Source organism: Rhodococcus sp. IEGM 1241 (genome assembly GCF_033142365.1).
GTDB lineage: Bacteria > Actinomycetota > Actinomycetes > Mycobacteriales > Mycobacteriaceae > Rhodococcus_F > Rhodococcus_F erythropolis.
This window is the reverse complement of the sequence record NZ_JAWLSE010000006.1, coordinates 220,167-240,829: the sequence shown is the minus strand read 5'-3', so window position 1 is coordinate 240,829 and position 20,663 is coordinate 220,167. Positions and strand designations below refer to the sequence as shown.

Here is a 20,663-nt window from a genome sequence, read left to right as displayed (position 1 = left end):
GATCGACAAGGAGCGTTCGGAATGCATCTGACACCGCGAGAACTCGACAAGCTGACAATTCTCATGTTGGCGGATGTCGCACTGAGGCGAAAGGCAAAGGGGCTCAAACTCAATCATCCGGAGTCCGTCGCAGTCATCACTGCAGCCGCTCTGGAGGGAGCTCGGGAGGGCAAGACACTCGAGGAGGTCATGGCCGACGCATCGCACGCCTTGACGGTCGACGACGTGATGGAAGGTGTCGCGGAGATGATTCCGCGTGTGCAGGTCGAGGCGGTGTTCCTCGACGGTAGCCGGCTCGTCACCGTGCACTCTCCGATCCAGTAGCCCGACCGAGATGTCAGGAGCACTCCAAGATGGCAAGCAAATCGACGAAGAAGGATTCCGGCGGCGAGAAGAAAGTGCCGGTCGGCGGATACGTGTTGCGGGACGAGCCGATCGAACTGAACGAGGGCCGTCCCCGTTTGAAGTTGCGAGTCCGAAACACCGGTGATCGTCCCATCCAGGTGGGTTCGCACTACCACTTCATGGAAGTCAATCGCGCGTTGTCCTTCGATCGTGAACAGTCCTTCGGCTGGCGCCTCGACATTCCAGCGGGCACGGCGGTCAGGTTCGAGCCGGGCGACGAGAAGGAAGTGACGTTGGTGCCGTTCGGCGGCAAGCAACGGGTTCAAGGCTTCAACGGACTTGTCGACGGTTGGGCGCCGACCCACGCCGTCTACCGGCCGAGGCTCCCCGGAGCCGTCCAGCGTGCCGAAGAACTCGGCTTCCTGTCCGAACCTCAAACCGACTGATTCTCGTTCACGGCGGACGAAGGAGAGCAACACCCATGACAAGCATTTCGAGACAAGAGTATTCAGGTCTGTTCGGGGTCACCACAGGTGACCAGATCAGACTGGGTAATACCGACCTGTACATCGAGGTCGAGGAAGATCTTCGAACCATCGGAGACGAGTCGATCTACGGCGGCGGCAAGACGCTGCGCGACGGCATGGGCCAGGATCCGGAGTCGTGCAGCATCGACGGTGCCCTCGACCTCGTGATCACCAACGTGGTCATCGTCGATGCAACCATCGGTGTCGTCAAGGCAGACGTGGGAATCAAGGACGGCAAGATCGTCGGCTGGGGCAAGGCGGGAAACTCCAGCACGATGGAAGGCGTCACCCCGGGGCTGACCACCGGTCCGGCGACCGACGCGATTTCCGGTGAACAGATGATCCTCACTGCCGCCGGCATCGATCCGCACGTGCACCTCGTGTCACCACAGCAGGCGTACCACGCGCTCAGCGGGGGAGTGACGACGCTGATCGGTGGTGGTATCGGCCCGACCGACGGAACCAACGGCACCACCATCACTTCCGGTATCTGGAACATGGAGATGATGCTCAAGGCCAATGAGGGTTTGCCGGTCAACGTCTGCATGCTGGGCAAGGGGAACTCGTCCGGGCATCAGTCGCTGGTCGAACAGATCAAGGCCGGTGCGGCCGGTCTGAAGGTCCACGAGGACTGGGGAGCGACACCGGCCACAATTCGTGAGTCTCTGCGGGTGGCAGACGAAATGGACGTTCAGGTCGCCATTCACACGGATACCCTCAATGAGGCCGGATACGTCGAGGACACCATCGCGGCTTTCGAAGGCCGTACCATTCACACCTATCACAGCGAGGGTGCGGGCGGCGGTCACGCACCCGACATTCTGCGGGTGACGGGCGAGGACAACGTACTTCCGGCGTCGACCAACCCGACGCTGCCGTACGGCATCAATACTCAGGCCGAGCTCTTCGACATGATCATGGTCTGTCACAACCTCAATCCCAAAGTGCCCTCCGATGTTTCGTTTGCCGAGTCCCGCGTTCGCGCCGAGACGATCGGTGCGGAGAACGTACTGCAGGACATGGGCGTCATCTCGATGTTCTCGAGTGACTCACAGGCGATGGGCCGCGTTGGAGAAAACTGGCTACGCGCGATCCAAACAGCGGACTGTATGAAGCGGTCCCGCGGAAAGCTGCCCGAGGATTCACCGACGCACGACAACTTCCGCGTGTTGCGCTACGTCGCGAAGGTCACGATCAATCCCGCGTTGACGTTTGGTCTTTCGCATGTGGTCGGGTCGATCGGTGTCGGGAAGATGGCGGATCTTGTTCTCTGGGAGCCCGCATTTTTCGGTGCGAAGCCGAAGACGATCATCAAGAACGGTCTGATCAGTTGGCATGCCATGGGAGATCCGAATGCTTCACTCCCGACACCACAACCGGTGATCTACCGGCCGATGTTCGGTGGATTCGGCAAGGCGTTGCCGCAGAGTTCGGTCTCGTTCGTCTCGCGAGCGGCACTCGACGACGGCATCAAGGACCGGCTCGGTCTCGAACGTCAGGTTGTTGCTGTCGAGGGGACCAGAACAGTCACCAAGCGTGATCTGGTTCGCAACTCGGCCACTCCGGAAATCAAGGTGGACCCGGAGACCTTCGCGGTGACTGCGGACGGCGTCCACGCATACGTCGAACCTGCCGAATCCATTCGCTTGAACCAACTTTACTTCTTCAGTTAGGGGTCTCCTGTGTCGGGAACAATCACACACACGCACGGCGCCGATGCGACGCCACACACGCACGGCGAGATGACCGCGCCGAGCGGAAAGCCGACGCGAGTCGACGCGCTTCTCGGGAAGGAGACCGACGAGGAGTGGGCCGGTCGACTCGACAATGCGGTAGTCGACGTCTTGTCGCTCGATCAGTGGGAAGCGCAGAAGAGTCGGTTACGACGCACCACGATCGGTGGCCGTGAATTGGCCGTCTCGCTCGATCGTGGTATTCAGTTGCAGGACGGCGACATTCTGCTGTGGGACGAGCCGGCGAACACCGTGGTCGTGGCCAGGATCAACCTCAAGGACGTGTTGGAGATCGACCTGAGCGCGCTGGTCGACGTCACGCCCGAGAAGATGATTCAGACGTGCCTGGAGTTGGGACATGCCGTGGGTAACCAGCACTGGCCTGCGGTGGTGAAGGGAATGAAGGTCTACGTTCCGTTGACGGTCGACAAGGCGGTCATGGGCTCGGTGATGCGGACACATGCTTTCGAGGGCATCGAGTACACCTTCATCCCGGGCGCCGAGGTCATTCCCTACATCGCTCCACACGAGGCGCGCCGTTTGTTCGGTGCGGCCGCGCGTGAGGGCGAGGGGCATACCCATGACCCTCTCGTCTGAGGGATCCGGGCTCAGCATCAACCGTGCGATGCGGATGATGCAGTTTTCCGATTCCATGTTCCCGGTCGGTTCCTTCTCGTTCTCCAACGGTTTGGAATCGGCCGTGGCGCAAGGAATTGTCACGGGCGGTCCGTCGCTGCGGGAGTTTGTGCTCTCGGCCACCCATCAGGGTGCGACGTGCGACGGTATCGCCGTACTCGCGGCGCACCGGGGCGCGACCGCCGGTGACTTCTCGGCGATCCTCGCCGCTGATCATGCAGTGATCGAACGCAAGCTCAACGAAGAAGCACGCACGATGAGTACCCGGATGGGTAAGAAGTTGGCCGAACTCGGCGGGCGCTTGGCCGGTGAGACCTTGTTCAACAAGTGGTTGGCCGCGATCGCATCGGGGGAGACGCCGGGTACCTACCCCGTCGGCCTCGGAATTGCTTTCGCGGAGATGGGTTCTCCGGAGGAGGACGCTTTCACGGTCAATCAGTACGGTGTCGCGATGACGTTGCTCGGCGCTGCCCTTCGCATCGTCCGAGTAGATCACCTTGCGACACAGGAGATTCTGTTCGAGGTCAATCAGAGCGCCGGCCGTGAGTACGCCGCAGTGCGTGATTACGGACTCGACGACATGTCCAATTTCGCCCCGATGATCGACATTCTGGCTGCGGTGCACGTCAAGGCGCACGTCCGAATGTTCATGAACTAGAAGGAGAACGATGAAGAAGACAACGCGCATCGGAATCGGCGGACCCGTGGGTTCGGGTAAGACCGCACTCATCGAGGCGATCACGCCGGAGTTCATCAAGCGGGGCACCAGCGTTCTGATCATCACCAACGACGTGGTCACCACCGAAGATGCCAAGCATGTGCGCAAGGCTCTCAAAGGTGTTCTCGTGGAGGAACGTATCGTCGGCGTGGAGACGGGAGCCTGCCCCCACACCGCCGTCCGCGAAGACCCGAGTATGAATCTCGCGGCGGTCGAGGACATGGAGAAGACGTTCCCCGACACCGACGTGGTGTTCATCGAAAGTGGCGGCGACAACCTCACACTGACGTTCAGTCCGGCTCTCGTCGACTTCTTCATCTATGTCATCGATGTGGCCGCAGGCGACAAGATTCCGCGCAAGAACGGTCCGGGAATCTCGCAGTCCGACATCCTGGTCATCAACAAGACCGATCTCGCACCGTACGTCAACGCCGATCTCGGAGTCATGGATCGCGACTCCAAGGGGATGCGCGGCGACAAGCCGTTCGTCTTCACCAATTGCATGACCGGGGAAGGCATCAAGGAAGTGGTGGACCTCATCGTGCACGGAGTCCTCTTCGACGAAGAGGAAGTGGGAGCGAGCGCACCGTGAGCGCACCGCCCGCCCCGGGAGCATCGCGGGCGCTCCCGGGTCCGATCCCGACCATCCCGGAACTCGACCAGTACCAGGACCAGCCGAAGCAGGCTCCGGCCGGCAAGGTCGGGAAGACCGGCGTTCTCGAGATGCGATTTGTCGACCGTGGCGACAAGACGATTCTGCGGGACATGTACCGCAAGACACCGTTGCTCGTTCAGCAGGCCCTGTACTGGGACGAAGCGTTGCCGACCATGCCGTGCGTCTACATGATCTCGACGTCCGGCAGTGTGTTGCAAGGTGATCGACTGTTCCTGACCATCGAGATGGAGCCGGGTTCTCTCGCGCACGTGACCACTCAGTCGGCCACCAAGGTTCACCGGATGGATGCCAATCACGCGTCGCAACTCCAGAAAGTGGTGCTCGCGGAGAATTCGTATCTCGAACTGATGCCGGGGGTGACGATCCCACACCGCAACGCGAGGTACTACGCGCGCACCGACATCACGGTGGATCCGACTGCAACGCTGTTGTTCTCGGAGATCGTGATGTCGGGTCGCAAGTACCACGACGGCGGAGAGATGTTCGTCTACGACCTGTACTCCACAATGATCAAGGCGGAGCGTCCGGACGGGAAGAACCTCTTCACCGAGAAGTTGGTGATCGAACCGGCACGCTTCCCTGTGCGATACGGCGGAATCATGGGCGACCACGACGTGTTCGGCAATGTCATCTTGCTGACACCGAAGGAGCATGCCGACGCGATTCTCGAAGAGGTAGTTCCGGGCCGTGACGGCAAGGTCGTTTCCGGAGCGAGTCGGCTACCGAACGACGCCGGTCTCATCTTCAAAGTCCTCGGTCCGGAGAGCGAACCCGTCAAGGCGAAGGTTCGTGATTTCTGGTCTCTGGTGCGAAAGGCAGTTCTGGACACCACCATTCCGCCCGTCCCGCTCTGGGGATGACGCGGATCGCCTGATAGGGATCGAGGAACGCGCGATGACCACCATCACCAAACCGTGGGACGACGTCGCGGACAAGAACGTCGTGCTCAGATTCATCGACACCAATCTCAAAGGCTCCGGGCAGGTGATGTTCCAGGGCAATGCGCTGACGGGCCTGCTGTTTCTGGTCGGTATCTTCTGGGGAGCGATAGCCGCGGACACGATCACCGTCGCGATCGGTGCCGTGGTGGGTCTGGTGGTATCCACCGTCACCGGCATGATGCTGCACTCCGACGACGATTCGATGCGTATCGGCCTGTACGGATACAACGGAATTCTTGTGGGAGCTGCATTTCCGACGTTCCTTGCCGGTGGCGTGATGCTGTGGATCTACCTCGTGGTGGGAGCTGCCGCGTCGACCATCGCGTTCCTGGCTGTCGCCAATGTCTTCAAGACCTGGGGCGTACCGGCGCTGACCTTTCCGTTCAACCTCGTCAACTGGTTTTTCCTCCTCGCGGCGTTCCAGTTCCTGCGGATCGAAACGTCAGACCTCAGCGCGGGCCAGTTTCCCCAGCACATCGGGGACGCGTCAGTTCATGCCGACATCACTTTCAGCTTCCTGTGGGACACGCTGTTCCGCAACGTCTCCCAGATCTTTCTGATCAACAACACCGTCACCGGCATTATCTTCGTGATCGCGCTGCTGGTCGCGTCGCGTTGGGCGGCGTTGTTCGCGCTCATCGGTTCCGCGATAGCGATGGGTTCGGTACTGGCGCTGGGCGCAAACACCGTCGACATCGGCAATGGTCTCTACGGGCTCAGTTCGGTGCTGACGGCAATTGCTCTCGGATCGGTGTTCTACAACCCGTCGTGGCGTGTGTTCGTCTACACCGTCTTCGGAGTACTGGTGACTGTTGTCATCCACGGCACGCTGGTGTCTGCGTTCGCTCCGATCAGCCTGCCGGCCGGAACGGGCCCGTTCGTCTTCGCGACGTGGCTGTTCCTGCTGCCGAAGAAGAAGTTCGTTCCCATCCAGCACGACACCATCGAGGGCGGAGCGGCCGAAGGCAAGGATTCGATCGCAAAGGCGAACGGCTAGACGGGCCGAATTGGCGAGGCGCCCGTACGCTGGGGCACACCGATGAGTTGATCCGATCGCCCCGCCACTCTCGAAGGAACGCACCTAAATGACAGACTCCAGCGCCCCTCGCATCCATCTCGGCCCCGTCGAGGATCCGCACATTGCCGACGGAATTCGCGGAGTCGGTGGGGTTCTCGTTCCACTCGCCGAGGCAGAGGGCGTGGTCTGGGTACATGGTCCGGACACGTTCCCGTCGTCGCTACCTGACTCGGTTCGTTGGGTGCAGTTGCCCTTCGCCGGGATCGAGCCATGGTTCGATGCCGACGTGATCGACGACAAGCGGGTCTGGACGTCCGCTGCCGGGGCTTACGCGGGCAATGTGGCCGAACATACGATGATGCTCCTCCTCGCCGGAGTGCGTTCTCTCCCCGGACAATTGGCGGCGCAGTCGTGGCGAAAAGAAGAGTTCGATCCACGGGTGGGTACCTTGCAGGGCTCGACAGTGGCGATCATCGGTTGCGGCGGAATCGGCCGTGCGCTGATCCCGTACCTCGCCGCGTCCAAGGTCAGAGTCATCGCCGTCACCCGCTCGGGAACCCCCGTCGAAGGTGCCTCCGAAACGCTCTCGGCCGATCGAACCGGTGAAATCTGGTCCCAGGCGGATCACTTCGTGATCGCGGCGCCCTCGACGTCCGCGACGCGGCATCTGGTCGGCAAGGCTGAATTGGACCAGATGTCGGAGTCGAGCTGGATCGTGAACATCGCACGCGGCAACCTGGTCGACACGGACGCGCTGGTCGATGCTCTCGAAGCTGGTTCGATCGGCGGGGCGGCACTGGACGTCACCGACCCCGAGCCGCTGCCGGACGGGCACCGGTTGTGGAAGCTGCCCAACGCGATCATCACTCCGCACGTCGCCAACCCGGCTACGACGCTCACGCGTGTGCTGGCAGATCACGTGGCCGCCAACGTCGCTCGATTCGCTGCGGGTGAGGACCTTGCTGCGGTAATCGATCCGTCGGCGGGCTACTGAACCGACAGAACACGCAAATCCTCGAGACCGTCCACGACGGGAACGCGCCACGAGGCAAGCTCTTCCGGTCCCTGCTCGTCCCACAGTTCGAACAGTTCCGAATCGGTCGAGGAGATGGTGCGCTCCACCATCTCGATCAGCCAGGTGAGCCGTTCGCTGGTCAGGGCCGAGGTGAAGGAATCGAGATCGAGGTCCTGGGCGGCGGGGTCGCGTTTGCGATCGGCGCGCACGATCAACACCAATTCGAGCAAGGCGACGGCGATTTGGCCGCCGTCCACCTCGAGGTAGTCGTCCTCGAATGCCCACTCCACCGATTCGAAGGTGAAGTCACCGTGTCCGATGGACGCGATCAAATCCCCTGCACCGTCGTTATCGAACGGTCCCGATCCCCACGCGCCCACTGTCTACTCTTTTCCGATTGCCGTGTCAGCGCGCTTCGAGCGCGATCTTCGCTCCGAATCCTAGAAGAACTGTTCCGGTTATGCGCTCGAGTGCCTGTCGCACTCGGGGCTTCTCGAAGGTGCTACGCGCTCGCGAGAGAAGGACCACGTAGCCACTGAGCCACACGATGGTGATCGCTGCGTGGATGAGCACCAGCAGCGCAAGCGATGGTCCCGTCGGCCACCCGGCCGGAACCAGCTGCGGCAGCAGTCCGGTGTAGAAGACGGCGATCTTGGGGTTGAGCAGGTTGGTGGTGAAGCCCGTCTTCCACGTTCCGGCCTTCTGCGACCGTGGAGCGTCGGCATTGTGTTGCATCCGCGACGTCCGGCTCTCCCACAGTGCTCGCACACCGAGATAGATCAGGTAAGCAGCACCGGCGAGCTTGACGACGGTGTACGCCTCCGCCGACGCGGCCAGGATCGCCGACAGTCCGAGGACGGTCAGCAGGCCCCACACCAGAAGGCCCGAGACGATGCCGGCCGCTACCCGGAATCCGGCGGATCTGCCCGCGCCGAGAGCAGCCTGCGTCACGACGGCCATGTCCGGCCCCGGGACCAGAGTCAGTAGGGCGAGCACAGCTGTGGCGGCGAGGAGAGCGGTCAGCATGCAACAAGTATGAAGTCGGGGTGGGGAGCGTTCTCGGTTGGTGGTGTCGTGCCTGTGAACAAAGAATGGCGCGACGGTGTGAACTGCGTGGACACGCCCGGAAACCGGCGTCTCGCGAGCCGTGATCGACAAAGTTATGCACACTGTGGGGAAACGGGTCGTTGCAGTTAGAAGGAATAACTCTGTTGTAATTCATCCTTTTGTCCACAGGTTATGCACAACTGGGAAGTGGATGTGAATGAAGTTATCCACACCTGTGTGTGCATCGGTGGAAAACTGTCCAACTCCATCGGATACCCGCGAGTAATAAATCCCAACCAGTGGGTTGACCTCGGGACGTTCGTCCTGTCCAATCGAGGGTTAGCGATAGTCGTGCGATGCTCAGGGGGCGCTTGACGGATGCGGAGATTTGGGTTTGTCGGGATTGTGTTGGTCGTGCTCGCGCTTGTTGTGGGCGGAGTGGCGTATGCCGAACCGGCGCCCGAAAATCCACCAGGAGATCTGACAGGTCAGACCGGGGCTCACATCAATCGCATCGAGCAATTGTCGCCCACTCGTAGCGCCGTGTTCGTCGATTCGCCGGCTATGCGGCGCGAGGTGCAAGTGCAGGTTCTGCATCCAGCGTCGAGTGCCGGTTCGCGTCCGTCCTTCTACCTACTCGACGGCGTCAGTGCCGGTTCGGAATCCGGATACTCCGAAAGCACCTGGACTCAAAAGACCGACATCGAAGCGTTTTTCGCCGACAAGAACGTCAACGTCGTTCTCCCTGTTGGCGGTACCGGCAGTTTCTACACCAACTGGAAGAACGACGATCCGAACCTCGGTGTGAACAAGTGGGAATCGTTTCTCGCTGAAGAGCTTCCGGCGTTGATCGATTCTGCGTTTTCCGGAAATGGGACGAATGTGGTCGGCGGGGTGTCCATGGGTGCGCTCGGCGCGGCCAACCTCATCACACATCACCCGAAGCTCTATACCGGATTAGCCTCGTACAGTGGCTGTCTCGACAACTCCGAGTCGTCTTCGCAGGATTCCGTGCGGCTCACGGTGGCCAGTAAGGCAGGCGACGCCACCAACATGTGGGGCCCGTCATCGGACCCCGACTGGCAAAAGCACGACCCGTCCACCAATGCTGAAACGCTGCGAGGAATGACGATCTACGTTTCCTCGGGCACGGGCGCACCCGGAGAATACGACAACATTTTCACCCCGGGCGGCCTGCAGACGGCCATCGAAGGCGGGCCGCTCGAGGCACTGGCAAACACGTGCACGCAACTGTTCGAGGCGAGGTTGGGGGAGTTGTCGATTCCCGCAGTGTTCGCGTATCGAAACGTCGGCACCCATTCATGGCCGTACTGGCAAGACGCGCTTCACGATTCCTGGCCGACAGTGAAGACCGCCCTGGGAATGTGAACTGGACTGTGAGCTGAGAACTACTCGGCCAGTGCCAGTTCGAGCAACTGGAGGGCGCCGTCACGGGTCTGCGCAGCCGCGATGAACCCCGCCTTGTGGCAGAAGACCGAACTGTCGACGCCCGTCTCGGCGGCAAGGTCCGAGCCGTTCAGGCCGCGCCACGGCTCCGGCAACAGCTTTCGTGAACCGAACTTGGAGTCAGCAGGCTTGACCGTCTGAATCGACCAGCCGCCGTTGGTGTTCGGGAAGATCGTGAACAGGAGCTCCGGCTGGGCCGACGCGGCGCGGCCGTGGGGAACGAAGCGTTCCAGCACGACGAAGCGCGGGTCCGTTGCTTTCTCGTAGGTCTCGGTGAACTCGCGCTCGGCCGCAGCGTCGCCGGCGTACTTGGCGCGCAGGCGAATCAAGACCTGAGTTGCGAGAACCACGGCCAGCTCGAACTGGGTGTCGAACTCTTCGTCGGTGGACGAGATCGGATTGAACAGGTCCAGCACCGACGACAGATCAAAAGGCTTGGTGCCGTAGTCGTTGAGGGTGTAGATCTCCTGGCCGTTGTCGACGGCGTCGATGCCCTCGACCAGACGACTGTCGATTCGGCGGAAAACGGAGGCGTCGCCTTCGCAGAACTGCAGGCCGTATTCCTGCCAGAGCAGACCGAAAGCGGAGTACAGGATGCCGTTGCTGCGCTCGCCGGCATCGCGCTGGTGATGGTCGAAGCGACCCTCGGCCGGGTTGTAGCGACCGCCGACGTCGAGCACGATGTCCGCACTGTCGAGGACGGACTCGTCACGGCTGCGAACGACGGTGGCGTCGGGGTACAGCTGCTTGAGCAGCGATACGCCGAAGACGTCGTCTGCATGGAACTTGCCGTTATGGGTCGCGATGATCACCCGTCGAGACTAGGCAATCGAGCGGGGGGATGCCTATTCAGCCGACGGTGCGGATGCGATCGGTGGCAGGCGGCGAGACCGGGGACCCGGCTGCGAACAGGGCCGTCAAGGCGTCGAGGTCGTTGCCCGCGCCGGTCATCTGGGTGGAGTTCTTCAGTGCGGTGAAACCGTCCCCGCCCTCGGCGAGGAACTTGTTCACCACGACGCTGTAGACGCCGTCGGGGGCGATGTCCTGCCCGTTCAAGCGCATTTCCGAGATTCGCGAGCCCGGCGCTGCTCGCCGGTCCATGGCGTAGGTGAAGCCCGCGGACGGGGAGAGGATGCGCTCGGTAGCGGTGCCGTCGAGGTCGATCTGGAATTGCTGTTCGAGAGCGTCCTTCAACACCGCTCCTGTGACGGAGAGCACCTCGAGGCTGTTACCGAAGGGTTGAACACCGTAGGCCTGGCGGTAGGTGACCTGGCCGGAAGTGCCGAAGTCCAAGTCCTCGCGCATGCCGCCCGGGTTCGTCAACGCGAGTTGAGCCCCTCGTGTCGATCCGGCCGCGAGTTGAGCGTCGGCGACCAGGTTGCCGAGTGTCGATTCACCGCTGGGTACGCGGTCCCGTGTCAGATCGGCGGTGATGGTCCCCACCGGTCGCTGAGCGCTTTCCGACGCCTCCGACCAGGCCCGGTCGGCGAGAGCCTGAATATCGGGATCCGGCGAAATATCGTGTGTCACTATCTGATTGAAAGCGGACGTCTGATCGCGAACCACCTCGCGGGTGTTGCGGTCGATGGTGACGTCGGCGACGGACACGATCCGGCCGTGCGAAGCGCCCTGCATGACGACTCTGGGATTGCCTGCGGGATCAGGGAATTCGCAGTTGTACTGCTGGTGGCTGTCGGCGGTGAAGATGACGTCCACCTTCGGTGAGGCACGAAGAGCGATGTCGCGGGCCGGGCCGGACTCGACGTTGCAGTCGTTGGGCCCACCTTCGACGGCCGGTTCGTCCCCACGGTGCAGGAGAACGGTGATGGCTTTGACGCCGAAGAAGTCGAGGACATCGGCGGTGCGGTTGATCGCTTCGACCTCGTCGCCGAACTGCAGATCGGCGATCCCGCCCGGTGTGACGATCTGCGACGTGTTGGCGGGGGAAATCGCGATGACTCCGAGCGGAATGCCGTCGACCATGTTCACGGTGAAGGGCAGCGTGGCCGGAGTGCCGTTGGTGTACGTCATGTTCGCGGCCATCAGAGGGAAGTTTGCGCCGCCGAAGGACGGACTGAACGTGCACGCGTCGACGGCGGAGCAACCGCCGGACTGCATACGACGGAACTCGGCGAGCCCTTTGTCGAGTTCGTGGTTGCCGATCGCGGAAGCGTCGATCTTCATCCGATTCAGCAGTTCGACCGTCGGTTCGTCGTTGAACATCGCCGATTCCAATGCCGACGATCCCCAGTTGTCGCCGACCGAATACAGCAGCGAGTTGGTGGCTTGGCTGCGAAGTTGCGTCACGTAAGCAGCGAGGTACGCCGCGCCACCTGCGGGGGTGAGCGAGCCGTCGGCCTGCCTGATCTCGCTGCGAACACCTTCCGGCGGGCGGAGGCTGCCGTGCAGATCGTTGAAGGCCAACAGACGTACCGACACCGTGTCCTGGGACTCGGCGGTGGCGACGGCACTCAGGGAGGTCGCGGTGGTGGCGAGAAGGGTCGTTGCGAGCACGGCACACGTTCGTGTCATGCGTCGCGTCATGCGTCGTGCTCCCTCACTCGGACCGGCCTCGAACCTCCCTGAGTGTGCCCGTCCGCCGAAACGAATTCCAGTCCTCGGCGTAACAGTTATGTATCGAGTGTCACGCGGTGACGCCGATGCCCGCAGCCTGCTTCGCGACGTCGGTGTTCGCGAAAGCGAGGAACGCGTCGTTCTCGTGTGGATCGCCGATGGTCATCCGGACGCCCTCGACGCCGTACTGACGGATCAGAATGCCCGCCTCGGTACTCGCCTCGGCGAAACCGGGGGAGAGCTCTCCGAGGGGGAGATAGACGAAGTTCGCCGACGACTCGGGGACGGTGTACCCGGCTTCGATCAGTGCACTGCGCACTCGCGTCCGCTCGGCGATGACGCCTTCGGTGCGGGCAAGCAGTTCGTCTGCTGCAGCCAGGGAAGCGATTGCGGCGGCCTGCGCGACAGCGCTCACGGTGAACGGGGTGTGCACCTTGCCGAGGGCCACGATGATCTCCGGATCCGCGACTGCGTAACCCACGCGGATTCCCGCGAGGCCGTACGCCTTCGAGAAGGTGCGCAGAACAACCACGTTGGGGCGGCTGCGGAACAGTTCGATGCCGTCGGCGTCCGAGCGTGAGTATTCGAAGTACGCCTCGTCGAGTGCGACGACGACGTGCGTCGGGACCGCGTCGAGGAAGCTCTCGAGCTCTGCCTTCGACAGCGCGTTGCCGGTCGGGTTGTTGGGGTTGCACACGAAGATCAACCGCGTGCGATCCGTGATCGCGGCCAGCATCGCGTCGAGGTCGTGGCCGAAGTCCTCGGTCAGCGGAACCTTGACCGAGACGGCATGGCCGACCTGGGTGACCACGGGGTACGCCTCGAACGAACGCCACGCGTAGATGACCTCGTCACCCTGATCGCAGGTGATCTGCACGAGTTCCTGGCACAGCGTCACGGAGCCACAACCAGCGGCGACGTTGGCCGGTTCGACTTTCAGGAAGCTGGCCAGCGCCTCGATGAGTGCGACCGCGGCATTGTCCGGGTAGCGGTTGGCATTGGCGACCGCGTCGGCGACGGCGTCACGCACACCGGGCAACGGCCCTACGGTCGTTTCGTTGCTCGCCAGCTTGATCGCACCCGGAAAATTGCGTCCGGGAACGTAGGCGGGGATGGAGGCGAGGTCAGGGCGAATGTGTGCGGTCACGAGTCGATTATGCGCGCACCGATTTGGTGCGTAGCGGCCGTCTGCGTGTCAGAGTTAGAAGATGTCGGAAATCTTCCGGGCCACCGCGTATCTGCGCGCAGCCGAAGGGGAGGTCGCCACGGCTGTTCCGCTGACGGTGGTGGAGCCGGACGGCCCGACGCGGGGCGGGATCGTCGTCCTGCATGAAGCCCGCCAGTTCAGCCCGGCTCTGCTGAATCTGATGTGCGCACTCGCCGGCGAAGGGTGGGTGAGCGTCGCACCGCACCTGTTCCACCGCGAACCCGAACACATGCAGGGCGAGGTGTTCGGTGACAACCTCTTCGCCGACTTCGACGCGACCCTCGATTGGCTCGTCGGACGCGAAGTTCTCGCGGACACCGTCGGGGTGCTCGGATTCGACGACGCCGGGACCGCCGCGATGCTCGTGGCCACCAGCCGTCCCGTCGGTGCCGCGGTGAGCGTCGCCGCCCGGGGAATCGTCGAAGCCTTGTCGGTGGATGCTCAGGCGCTCGTCGATGCGGCCACTTCCCTGCAGGCGCCGTGGCTGGCGCTGTACGGCGAGGACGATCCCAGCACGCCGCGTGAGCACGTGACCCTGCTCCGGGAAGCGACCGCCAAGGCCGACGTCGCGACACTGGTGGTCAGCTACGCCGGACTGGCCCACCGGGCGGACGAGCCGCCACAGCTGTCCGAGGACGCCGACCTCGACGACCCTGGCTCGGCCTCGATCGTCGAAGCTCAGACCCGGATCTTCGACTGGTTCGACAGCCACCTGCGGTAAGCCGACAAATCAGGGCGCTGACCACGCGTTTTGCCTTTGGTGGCGAAGGGTGTGTAATCTTTCGATCCGGCGGTCCGAAAGGATCGGAACCCCCAGGGAGGCGTGCCAGAGCGGCCGAATGGGACTCACTGCTAATGAGTTGTCCCTTTTACGAGGGACCGGAGGTTCAAATCCTCTCGCCTCCGCCAAGCCGGTGATTTTGACCGGCGGGTTAGAAATGATAGAAAGTACGACGGCAAGACACGCAAGATCAGCAAGACAACAGAACATGCGCCCGTAGCTCAACGGATAGAGCACTTGACTACGGATCAAGAGGTTAGGGGTTCGAATCCCTTCGGGCGCACAAGAAAGAAGGTCACAGACTCCGGTCTGTGACCTTCTTTTTGTTGTGGTGCATTCGCAATTTTTGAATGTGTGTGACGTCACCTCGGCGAATTTCGGTCGGTGACCCTCGCGATCGTATGAACCAACAACCGATCCCCGCGACCTATGCTTTCTCCGGAGCAGTCGCGCGAACCGAGGAGAACCCGTTGGAGACCGTCGACAGTCGGACGCTCCCGGTCTACTCGGCCGGGGCGGTCGAGGTGCCCTTTGTCATCGCGGGCATGGACGAGCTTGTCTCCCGCGAGACCCGGTGGGAGGCGCACTCGCACCCGACCCACGAATTGTTGTGGAACGAGCGAGGAGCGTCGAGCGCCACGGTGGGATCGCGCACGTGGACGATCACCCCGACCGTCGGTCTGTGGATGCCCGCCGGCGTCCTGCACTCGGCGATCGCGCCCGCCGGAACCTGGTATCGGGCCGCTCAGCTCGACATCGCATCGGTTCCGTCTCTGTCCGACGTGCCGGTGGCGATCGAGGTGACTCCGCTGCTGCGGAACCTCCTCGAGCGACTGGCAGACGATTCACTCGGAACCTCTTCGCGCTCGCTCACAGAGCAGATGGTGATCGACGTACTGGCGCCGTCACCCAACGAGTTGCTGGTTCTGGTGCCGGACTCGGCGCTTCTGCAACCCATCGTCGACGCGATCGGTGACGATCCGAGTGACATGCGAACGCTGTCCGACTGGGCAAGGCTCCTCGGCGTCAGCCCGCGAACCATCACCCGGGCATTTCGGTCGGAGACCGGGATGAGTTTCGGGCAGTGGGTGTCAGCGGTGCGCGCCCAACGAGCGGTGACTCTTCTTGCACACGGCTTGGATCTGCAAGAGGTTGCCGAGCGCGTGGGCTACCACTCGACCAGTGCGTTCGGTGCGGCATTTCGGCGCACTACCGGCGCTACACCAGGGATGTTCCGGGCTAGCTGATCGGCCATCACACCTTGTCTCGATCGCTACACCGGGTGTCCCAAACACGCGATTGCGCCACATTGCCCTCCCGTATACGGTTTAGGCAAACCTCACCTAAGTGCCTGATTGAGCCGGGTTGAGGGCCGTACCCCTTCTCGAGAGAGTTCTGTTTTCATGCGTTCAAAACGCTTCTTGGCGGTGGCCGCAGCAGCGGTCGCAGTCGCCCTCGGCATGACAGCTTGCAGTTCCGGCTCCTCGGAGACCGCCGACGGCGGCAGTGCCGGAAGCGGATCCAGCTCCTTCCCTGTCACGATCGAGCACGCTTTCGGAACTACGACGATCGACGCCAAGCCGGAGCGAGTTGCCACCGTTGCCTGGGCCAATCACGAAGTGCCCCTTGCTCTCGGCGTGGTTCCCGTCGGAATGGCAGCGGCGACGTTCGGCGACGACAACGGCAACGGAATGCTGCCGTGGGTCGAGGAAAAGCTCGACGACCTCGGCGCGAAGCCGCCGGTGCTCTTCGACGAGACCGACGGCATCGACTTCGAAGCCGTCTCCGATACGAACCCTGACGTCATTCTTGCCGCGTACTCCGGATTGACGCAGGAGGACTACGACACTCTCAGTGAGATCGCTCCGGTTGTGGCGTATCCCGAGGGGCCGTGGGCGACGTCGTGGCGTGACGTCATCAAGTTCAACAGCATGGGCCTCGGCATGGAATCCGAAGGGCAGGAACTGATCTCCACCATCGAGAAGGAGATCGCCGACGAGGTTGCCTCACATCCGCAGCTTGCCGGCAAAGCAACAATGTTCCTGACGCACGTCGACACTGCCGACCTGAGTCAGGTCAGCTTCTACACTGCGAACGACACACGTGCCGCGTTCTTCGAGGACCTCGGACTTTCGACGCCGAAGAGCGTTGCCGACGCCTCGACGGGTGGTGAGTTCTCGAAGAAGGTCAGTGCCGAGCGTGTGGACGTCTTCGACGACGTCGAACTGATCGTCACGTACGGTGACCAGGCACTTGTCGACGCACTCAAGGCTGACCCGCTGCTCTCGCAGATGCCTGCCGTCGCCAACAATTCGATCGTGTTCCTCAACGGAACCGGCCCGATGGGAACGGCGGCCAACCCGACTCCGCTCGCCATTTCGTGGGTACTCGGCGACTATGTCGATCTGCTCGCCGGGGCTGCTGGAAAGTCGGAGTGACTGTAACCTCGCAGGATTCGACGTCGGGCGCCAGCGATACGCGGCGCCCGACGTTCGGCAATTCGCTGTGGCTGATCGCCCTTCTCGTGATCCTCGCGGTGCTCATGTGCGCCTCGATCGTCATCGGCTCTCGTGAGGTCGATTGGTCCGACATCGTTGCCGCACTTGGCGGTTCCACCGACAATATCGGTCAGGGTGCGATTGCCAAGCGCATTCCGCGGACGGTGCTCGCGATCGTCGTGGGTGCTGCGCTCGGTCTTGCCGGCGCGGTGATGCAGGGGATTACCCGAAACCCTTTGGCGGATCCCGGAATCCTGGGCGTCAACATGGGCGCTTCGCTCGCCGTGGTGATCGGAATGGCGTGGTTCGGATTGTGGACCCAGACCAGCATGATCTGGGTGGCCGTACTCGGTGCAGCCGGGGCGGCATTGTTCGTCTACGTAGTCGGGTCACTCGGGCGAGGTGGAGCCACGCCACTCAAGTTGGCTCTTGCCGGGGCCGCAACATCGGCTGCGTTTGCTTCGTTCATCACTGCGATCATGCTGCCGCGAAACGATATTGCGGGCAACATTCGTTCGTGGCAGATCGGCGGCGTCGGTGGCGCGAGTTTCGAGGTGATCCGGCAGGGTCTGCCTTTCCTCATTGTCGGCTTCGTGATCTGTCTGCTGTCAGCGCGCAGTCTCAACTCTCTTGCGCTCGGCGACGAGGTTGCGTCAGGTCTCGGCGAACGCGTCGCGGTGGTTCGTGCAGTGGCAGCGCTCGGTGCAGTGTTGCTCTGCGGTGCAGCCACTGCCATTGCCGGACCGATCGGCTTCGTCGGTTTGGTTGTCCCGCATCTGTGCCGGTTGCTGATCGGTATCGACAACCGTTGGCTACTACCGTTTTCTGCGCTGACAGGTGCCGGCCTTCTCGTCGCCGCCGACATTCTCGGACGAATTGTCGCCCGGCCGAGCGAAATCGACGTCGGCATCATCACCGCGCTCGTCGGAGCGCCCTTCTTCATTTACATCGTCCGCCGTCAGAAAATACGTGAGCTGTGACCACTACATTCGTTACTCCCGAAGTCGAGGTCGACGCAGTCGGAGCAAGCCGTATCCGACGAGGTAGACGCCGCCGCATCGTGATTGCCGTGCTGACGGTCCTCGTCGTCGCCTCCTTCGCGGTCACTCTGATGGTGGGAAAAACCTTCTACCCGCCGTCAGATGTGCTTCGCGTCGTGCTGGGGGAGAACGTGCCTGGTGCCTCGTTCACCGTCGGCCGCCTCCGGCTGCCTCGCGCTGTCCTAGCTGTGGTCGCCGGAATCTGTTTCGGCTTGGGTGGCATCACGTTCCAGACGATGCTGCGCAACCCGCTCGCGAGCCCCGACATCATCGGGATCAGCTCCGGCGCAAGCGCTGCAGCGGCTTTCGCGATCATCTCGCTTTCGCTCGGCGGCTCGCAGGTCTCGATCTTCGCCATCGCTGTCGGTCTGGGCGTCGCAGTCTTGATCTACGTTCTGTCCTTCCGAGACGGTGTAGCAGGCACTCGGCTGATCCTGATCGGTATCGGCATCGCCGCGATGCTCGACAGCGTCACCGCCTACCTGCTCAGTACCGCCGCCGCGTGGGATCTGCAGGAGACGATGCGTTGGCTCACCGGCAGCCTCAACGGTGCCAACTGGGGTTCGACGGTTCCCGTACTCCTGGCGCTGGTTGTCCTCGGACCTGTGCTGCTGAGCCAATCGCGCAACCTTTCGACCATCCAGCTCGGTGACGACGCAGCACAAGCGCTCGGCGTCAGAGTGGAACGAACGCGCATTCTGACGATCATTGCGGCCGTCGGACTCATCGCCTTTGCCACTGCCGCTGCGGGGCCCATCGCCTTCGTCGCATTTCTGTCAGGGCCCATCGCCGCCCGCATCGTCGGTCCGGGAACATCACTTTTGATTCCGTCGGCGCTGGTCGGAGCGCTGCTGGTGCTAGTTGCCGATTTCTGCGGACAGTACGCCTTCGGCACCCGCTACCCCGTTGGCGTGGTGACCGGCGCGCTGGGAGCGCCGTATCTCGTCTACCTCATCATTCGCTCCAACCGAACGGGAGGTTCGCTGTGACCGAATCCCATACTCTGACTGTCGAAAACCTCGAACTCGGTTACGGAGGACGGACCGTCGTCGAATCGCTCGACCTCGCGGTGCCGCCGGGAAAGATCACGACCATCGTGGGCGCCAACGCGTGCGGCAAATCGACGCTGCTGCGGTCGATGTCGCGGCTACTCAGTCCCCGAAGGGGTCATGTTCTGTTGGACGGCAAGGATGTTCATCGCCTGCCCGCGAAGAAGCTCGCTCGCACGCTCGGTCTGCTGCCGCAGTCACCGATCGCACCGGAAGGCATTGTCGTCGCCGATCTCGTCGGGCGAGGTCGTCATCCACATCAGCGGGTGCTGTCGAGGTGGAGTCGCGAGGATGACGCAGCTGTCGCCGAAGCGCTTGCGGCAACGGACACAACCGGATTGGCCGAACGATCGGTGGACGAGCTTTCCGGTGGTCAGCGCCAACGTGTGTGGATTGCGATGGCGCTCGCCCAGCAAACCGATCTGCTTTTACTCGACGAACCGACCACCTTCCTGGACGTGAGCCACCAGGTAGAGGTCTTGGACCTGCTCACCGACCTGAACCGGACCCGGGGTACAACGATTGTCATGGTTCTGCACGATCTCAACCTCGCTGCCCGCTACGCCGATTACCTCGTCGCCATGGCCGATCGCCGGGTCTATGCTGCGGGCGATCCTGCCGAGGTGCTCACCAGCGACAACGTCCGCACCGTGTTCGGTCTCGAGAGCCGAATCATCCCCGACCCCATCTCTGGCAAGCCGTTGGTGTTGCCGCTGGGGCGCCACCACGTCCTCGACGACGTGTTGACGTGACGGCGTCGAATGTCCCGAGCGGGCGGATCGAATCGGTGGAACAACTCAATGCGCTTCTCGGACAGCCCCATCCGACGATCATGGATAAGCACACCGCCTACACGACTCCGTTGATCCGTGAATTCATCGAGCAGGCACGGTTTTTTGTGCTCGCGACGTCCGATGCAGCCGGAAATTGCGATTGCTCGCCGCGTGGAGACTTGGTCAGTCAGGTTCTGTTTCCCGACGAGAAGACGCTGGTGCTTCCGGATCGTCCGGGCAACCGGCGCGCTGACTCGTACCGGAACATGATCGAAAATCCTCACGTGGGGATCCTCTTTCTCGCGCCCGGCCACGACGAGATCGTGCGCGTCAACGGCACGGCGACCCTCTCGACAGATGCTGATCTGTTGGAGTCGATGGCGATGAACGGCAAGCCGGCGCAGCTTGCGGTGATCGTGAAGATCGACGAGGCGTATCTCCATTGCGCGCGAGCGATTCTGCGGGCAAAGCTCTGGGATCCGGCGACGTGGCCTACTCCCGAGGACGTGCCGAGTCTGCGCGACATGATGGCCGAGCAGCACACCCTCCAAGTCGAGGATCTCGAACCGGCTCGGCAGGAGGCGTACCGCAAGTACCTGTACTGAACGCGGATTTGTC

The 20,663-nt window shown here is 62.4% G+C and carries 22 protein-coding genes and 2 tRNA genes; 19 read left to right on the top strand and 5 right to left on the bottom strand.

What is annotated here, in order from left to right; all coding sequences use genetic code 11:
* Positions 1-21: 21 nt before the first annotated feature.
* From R4P70_RS25300 to R4P70_RS25260, 9 genes are all read left to right on the top strand, one after another.
* A complete protein-coding gene (locus tag R4P70_RS25300) occupies positions 22-324 on the top strand; it encodes an urease subunit gamma (protein WP_003943837.1) in 303 nt (100 codons plus the stop codon).
* Positions 325-353: 29 nt separating this feature from the next.
* Positions 354-791 (top strand): urease subunit beta, encoded by a 438-nt coding sequence (locus tag R4P70_RS25295; RefSeq protein WP_172932465.1) that lies wholly within the window; start codon positions 354-356, stop codon positions 789-791.
* Between the two features lie 35 nt (positions 792-826).
* A complete protein-coding gene (locus tag R4P70_RS25290) occupies positions 827-2,545 on the top strand; it encodes an urease subunit alpha (protein WP_003943847.1) in 1,719 nt (572 codons plus the stop codon).
* 9 nt (positions 2,546-2,554) lie between these two features.
* Positions 2,555-3,202: an urease accessory protein UreE gene (gene ureE, locus R4P70_RS25285; protein ID WP_007731715.1), complete on the top strand. Its 648-nt coding sequence runs from the start codon at positions 2,555-2,557 to the stop codon at positions 3,200-3,202.
* On the top strand, positions 3,186-3,899 hold the full coding sequence (locus R4P70_RS25280) for an urease accessory protein UreF (RefSeq protein WP_060939555.1): 714 nt from the start codon (positions 3,186-3,188) through the stop codon (positions 3,897-3,899). The genes ureE and R4P70_RS25280 overlap by 17 nt, the downstream gene beginning before the upstream one ends.
* Positions 3,900-3,909: 10 nt before the next feature.
* A complete protein-coding gene (gene ureG / locus R4P70_RS25275; protein ID WP_007731713.1) occupies positions 3,910-4,551 on the top strand; it encodes an urease accessory protein UreG in 642 nt (213 codons plus the stop codon).
* Positions 4,548-5,495, top strand: coding sequence for an urease accessory protein UreD (locus R4P70_RS25270; RefSeq protein WP_037119126.1), 948 nt, complete (start codon positions 4,548-4,550; stop codon positions 5,493-5,495). The genes ureG and R4P70_RS25270 overlap by 4 nt, the downstream gene beginning before the upstream one ends.
* A gap of 34 nt (positions 5,496-5,529) precedes the next feature.
* Complete coding sequence (gene yut / locus R4P70_RS25265) at positions 5,530-6,573, top strand: urea transporter (protein ID WP_134998575.1); 1,044 nt, start codon at positions 5,530-5,532, stop codon at positions 6,571-6,573.
* 88 nt (positions 6,574-6,661) lie between these two features.
* Complete coding sequence (locus R4P70_RS25260; protein WP_172932466.1) at positions 6,662-7,588, top strand: D-isomer specific 2-hydroxyacid dehydrogenase family protein; 927 nt, start codon at positions 6,662-6,664, stop codon at positions 7,586-7,588.
* On the opposite strand, the gene R4P70_RS25255 is transcribed toward R4P70_RS25260, so the two are convergent.
* Positions 7,582-7,989, bottom strand: a complete 408-nt coding sequence (locus R4P70_RS25255) for a DUF4259 domain-containing protein (RefSeq protein ID WP_020968164.1) — start codon at positions 7,987-7,989, stop codon at positions 7,582-7,584. The two genes, R4P70_RS25260 and R4P70_RS25255, sit on opposite strands and share 7 nt — an antisense overlap.
* 25 nt (positions 7,990-8,014) lie before the next feature.
* Positions 8,015-8,635, bottom strand: coding sequence for a LysE family translocator (locus R4P70_RS25250; RefSeq protein WP_007731691.1), 621 nt, complete (start codon positions 8,633-8,635; stop codon positions 8,015-8,017).
* A 399-nt stretch (positions 8,636-9,034) separates the two neighbouring features.
* Here R4P70_RS25250 and R4P70_RS25245 point away from each other — a divergent pair, with 399 nt between their 5' ends.
* Entirely contained in the window at positions 9,035-10,045 is a 1,011-nt protein-coding gene (locus R4P70_RS25245; RefSeq protein WP_172932467.1) for an alpha/beta hydrolase, read from the top strand.
* A 20-nt stretch (positions 10,046-10,065) separates the two neighbouring features.
* Here the strand turns inward: R4P70_RS25245 and R4P70_RS25240 are convergent, their stop codons facing one another.
* From R4P70_RS25240 to hisC, 3 genes are all read right to left on the bottom strand, one after another.
* Positions 10,066-10,935 carry an MYG1 family protein gene (locus R4P70_RS25240; RefSeq protein WP_019746470.1) on the bottom strand — a complete coding sequence of 290 codons (870 nt, stop codon included), beginning with the start codon at positions 10,933-10,935 and terminating at the stop codon, positions 10,066-10,068.
* Positions 10,936-10,972: 37 nt separating this feature from the next.
* Positions 10,973-12,667, bottom strand: a complete 1,695-nt coding sequence (locus R4P70_RS25235) for a bifunctional metallophosphatase/5'-nucleotidase (protein ID WP_029254255.1) — start codon at positions 12,665-12,667, stop codon at positions 10,973-10,975.
* 100 nt (positions 12,668-12,767) lie between these two features.
* On the bottom strand, positions 12,768-13,844 hold the full coding sequence (gene hisC, locus R4P70_RS25230) for a histidinol-phosphate transaminase (protein ID WP_029254256.1): 1,077 nt from the start codon (positions 13,842-13,844) through the stop codon (positions 12,768-12,770).
* Between the two features lie 61 nt (positions 13,845-13,905).
* Between hisC and R4P70_RS25225 the strand changes: the two genes are divergently transcribed.
* The 9 genes from R4P70_RS25225 (at position 13,906) to R4P70_RS25185 (ending at position 20,650) form a co-directional block, all read left to right on the top strand.
* The gene (locus R4P70_RS25225; protein WP_029254257.1) at positions 13,906-14,625 is read left to right on the top strand and encodes a dienelactone hydrolase family protein; all 720 of its coding nucleotides are present in this window, start codon (positions 13,906-13,908) and stop codon (positions 14,623-14,625) included.
* Between the two features lie 96 nt (positions 14,626-14,721).
* A tRNA-Ser gene (locus tag R4P70_RS25220) sits at positions 14,722-14,813 on the top strand.
* Positions 14,814-14,895: 82 nt separating this feature from the next.
* Positions 14,896-14,968 (top strand) — tRNA-Arg (locus R4P70_RS25215).
* A gap of 118 nt (positions 14,969-15,086) precedes the next feature.
* A complete protein-coding gene (locus R4P70_RS25210; RefSeq protein ID WP_232816815.1) occupies positions 15,087-15,932 on the top strand; it encodes a helix-turn-helix domain-containing protein in 846 nt (281 codons plus the stop codon).
* Positions 15,933-16,088: 156 nt separating this feature from the next.
* Positions 16,089-17,123, top strand: a complete 1,035-nt coding sequence (locus R4P70_RS25205; protein ID WP_029254259.1) for an iron-siderophore ABC transporter substrate-binding protein — start codon at positions 16,089-16,091, stop codon at positions 17,121-17,123.
* The gene (locus R4P70_RS25200; protein ID WP_172932468.1) at positions 17,120-18,163 is read left to right on the top strand and encodes a FecCD family ABC transporter permease; all 1,044 of its coding nucleotides are present in this window, start codon (positions 17,120-17,122) and stop codon (positions 18,161-18,163) included. The genes R4P70_RS25205 and R4P70_RS25200 overlap by 4 nt, the downstream gene beginning before the upstream one ends.
* On the top strand, positions 18,160-19,212 hold the full coding sequence (locus R4P70_RS25195; RefSeq protein WP_047888775.1) for a FecCD family ABC transporter permease: 1,053 nt from the start codon (positions 18,160-18,162) through the stop codon (positions 19,210-19,212). Before R4P70_RS25200 ends, R4P70_RS25195 begins: the two co-directional genes overlap by 4 nt.
* Complete coding sequence (locus tag R4P70_RS25190) at positions 19,209-20,024, top strand: ABC transporter ATP-binding protein (protein ID WP_172932469.1); 816 nt, start codon at positions 19,209-19,211, stop codon at positions 20,022-20,024. Before R4P70_RS25195 ends, R4P70_RS25190 begins: the two co-directional genes overlap by 4 nt.
* Positions 20,021-20,650: a pyridoxamine 5'-phosphate oxidase family protein gene (locus R4P70_RS25185; RefSeq protein ID WP_172932470.1), complete on the top strand. Its 630-nt coding sequence runs from the start codon at positions 20,021-20,023 to the stop codon at positions 20,648-20,650. Before R4P70_RS25190 ends, R4P70_RS25185 begins: the two co-directional genes overlap by 4 nt.
* The last annotated feature ends 13 nt before the right edge of the window (positions 20,651-20,663 follow it).

Bases quoted from the DNA above. Each gene is read 5' to 3' on its own strand.
- R4P70_RS25225 (WP_029254257.1), top strand. From the start codon at position 13,906: ATGTCGGAAATCTTCCGGGCCACCGCGTATCTGCGCGCAGCCGAAGGG.
- R4P70_RS25250 (WP_007731691.1), bottom strand. From the start codon at position 8,635: ATGCTGACCGCTCTCCTCGCCGCCACAGCTGTGCTCGCCCTACTGACT.
- yut (WP_134998575.1), top strand. From the start codon at position 5,530: ATGACCACCATCACCAAACCGTGGGACGACGTCGCGGACAAGAACGTC.
- R4P70_RS25235 (WP_029254255.1), bottom strand. From the start codon at position 12,667: ATGACGCGACGCATGACACGAACGTGTGCCGTGCTCGCAACGACCCTT.
- R4P70_RS25245 (WP_172932467.1), top strand. From the start codon at position 9,035: ATGCGGAGATTTGGGTTTGTCGGGATTGTGTTGGTCGTGCTCGCGCTT.
- R4P70_RS25260 (WP_172932466.1), top strand. From the start codon at position 6,662: ATGACAGACTCCAGCGCCCCTCGCATCCATCTCGGCCCCGTCGAGGAT.
- R4P70_RS25300 (WP_003943837.1), top strand. From the start codon at position 22: ATGCATCTGACACCGCGAGAACTCGACAAGCTGACAATTCTCATGTTG.
- R4P70_RS25205 (WP_029254259.1), top strand. From the start codon at position 16,089: ATGCGTTCAAAACGCTTCTTGGCGGTGGCCGCAGCAGCGGTCGCAGTC.
- R4P70_RS25290 (WP_003943847.1), top strand. From the start codon at position 827: ATGACAAGCATTTCGAGACAAGAGTATTCAGGTCTGTTCGGGGTCACC.
- ureG (WP_007731713.1), top strand. From the start codon at position 3,910: ATGAAGAAGACAACGCGCATCGGAATCGGCGGACCCGTGGGTTCGGGT.
- R4P70_RS25280 (WP_060939555.1), top strand. From the start codon at position 3,186: ATGACCCTCTCGTCTGAGGGATCCGGGCTCAGCATCAACCGTGCGATG.
- R4P70_RS25295 (WP_172932465.1), top strand. From the start codon at position 354: ATGGCAAGCAAATCGACGAAGAAGGATTCCGGCGGCGAGAAGAAAGTG.
- R4P70_RS25210 (WP_232816815.1), top strand. From the start codon at position 15,087: ATGAACCAACAACCGATCCCCGCGACCTATGCTTTCTCCGGAGCAGTC.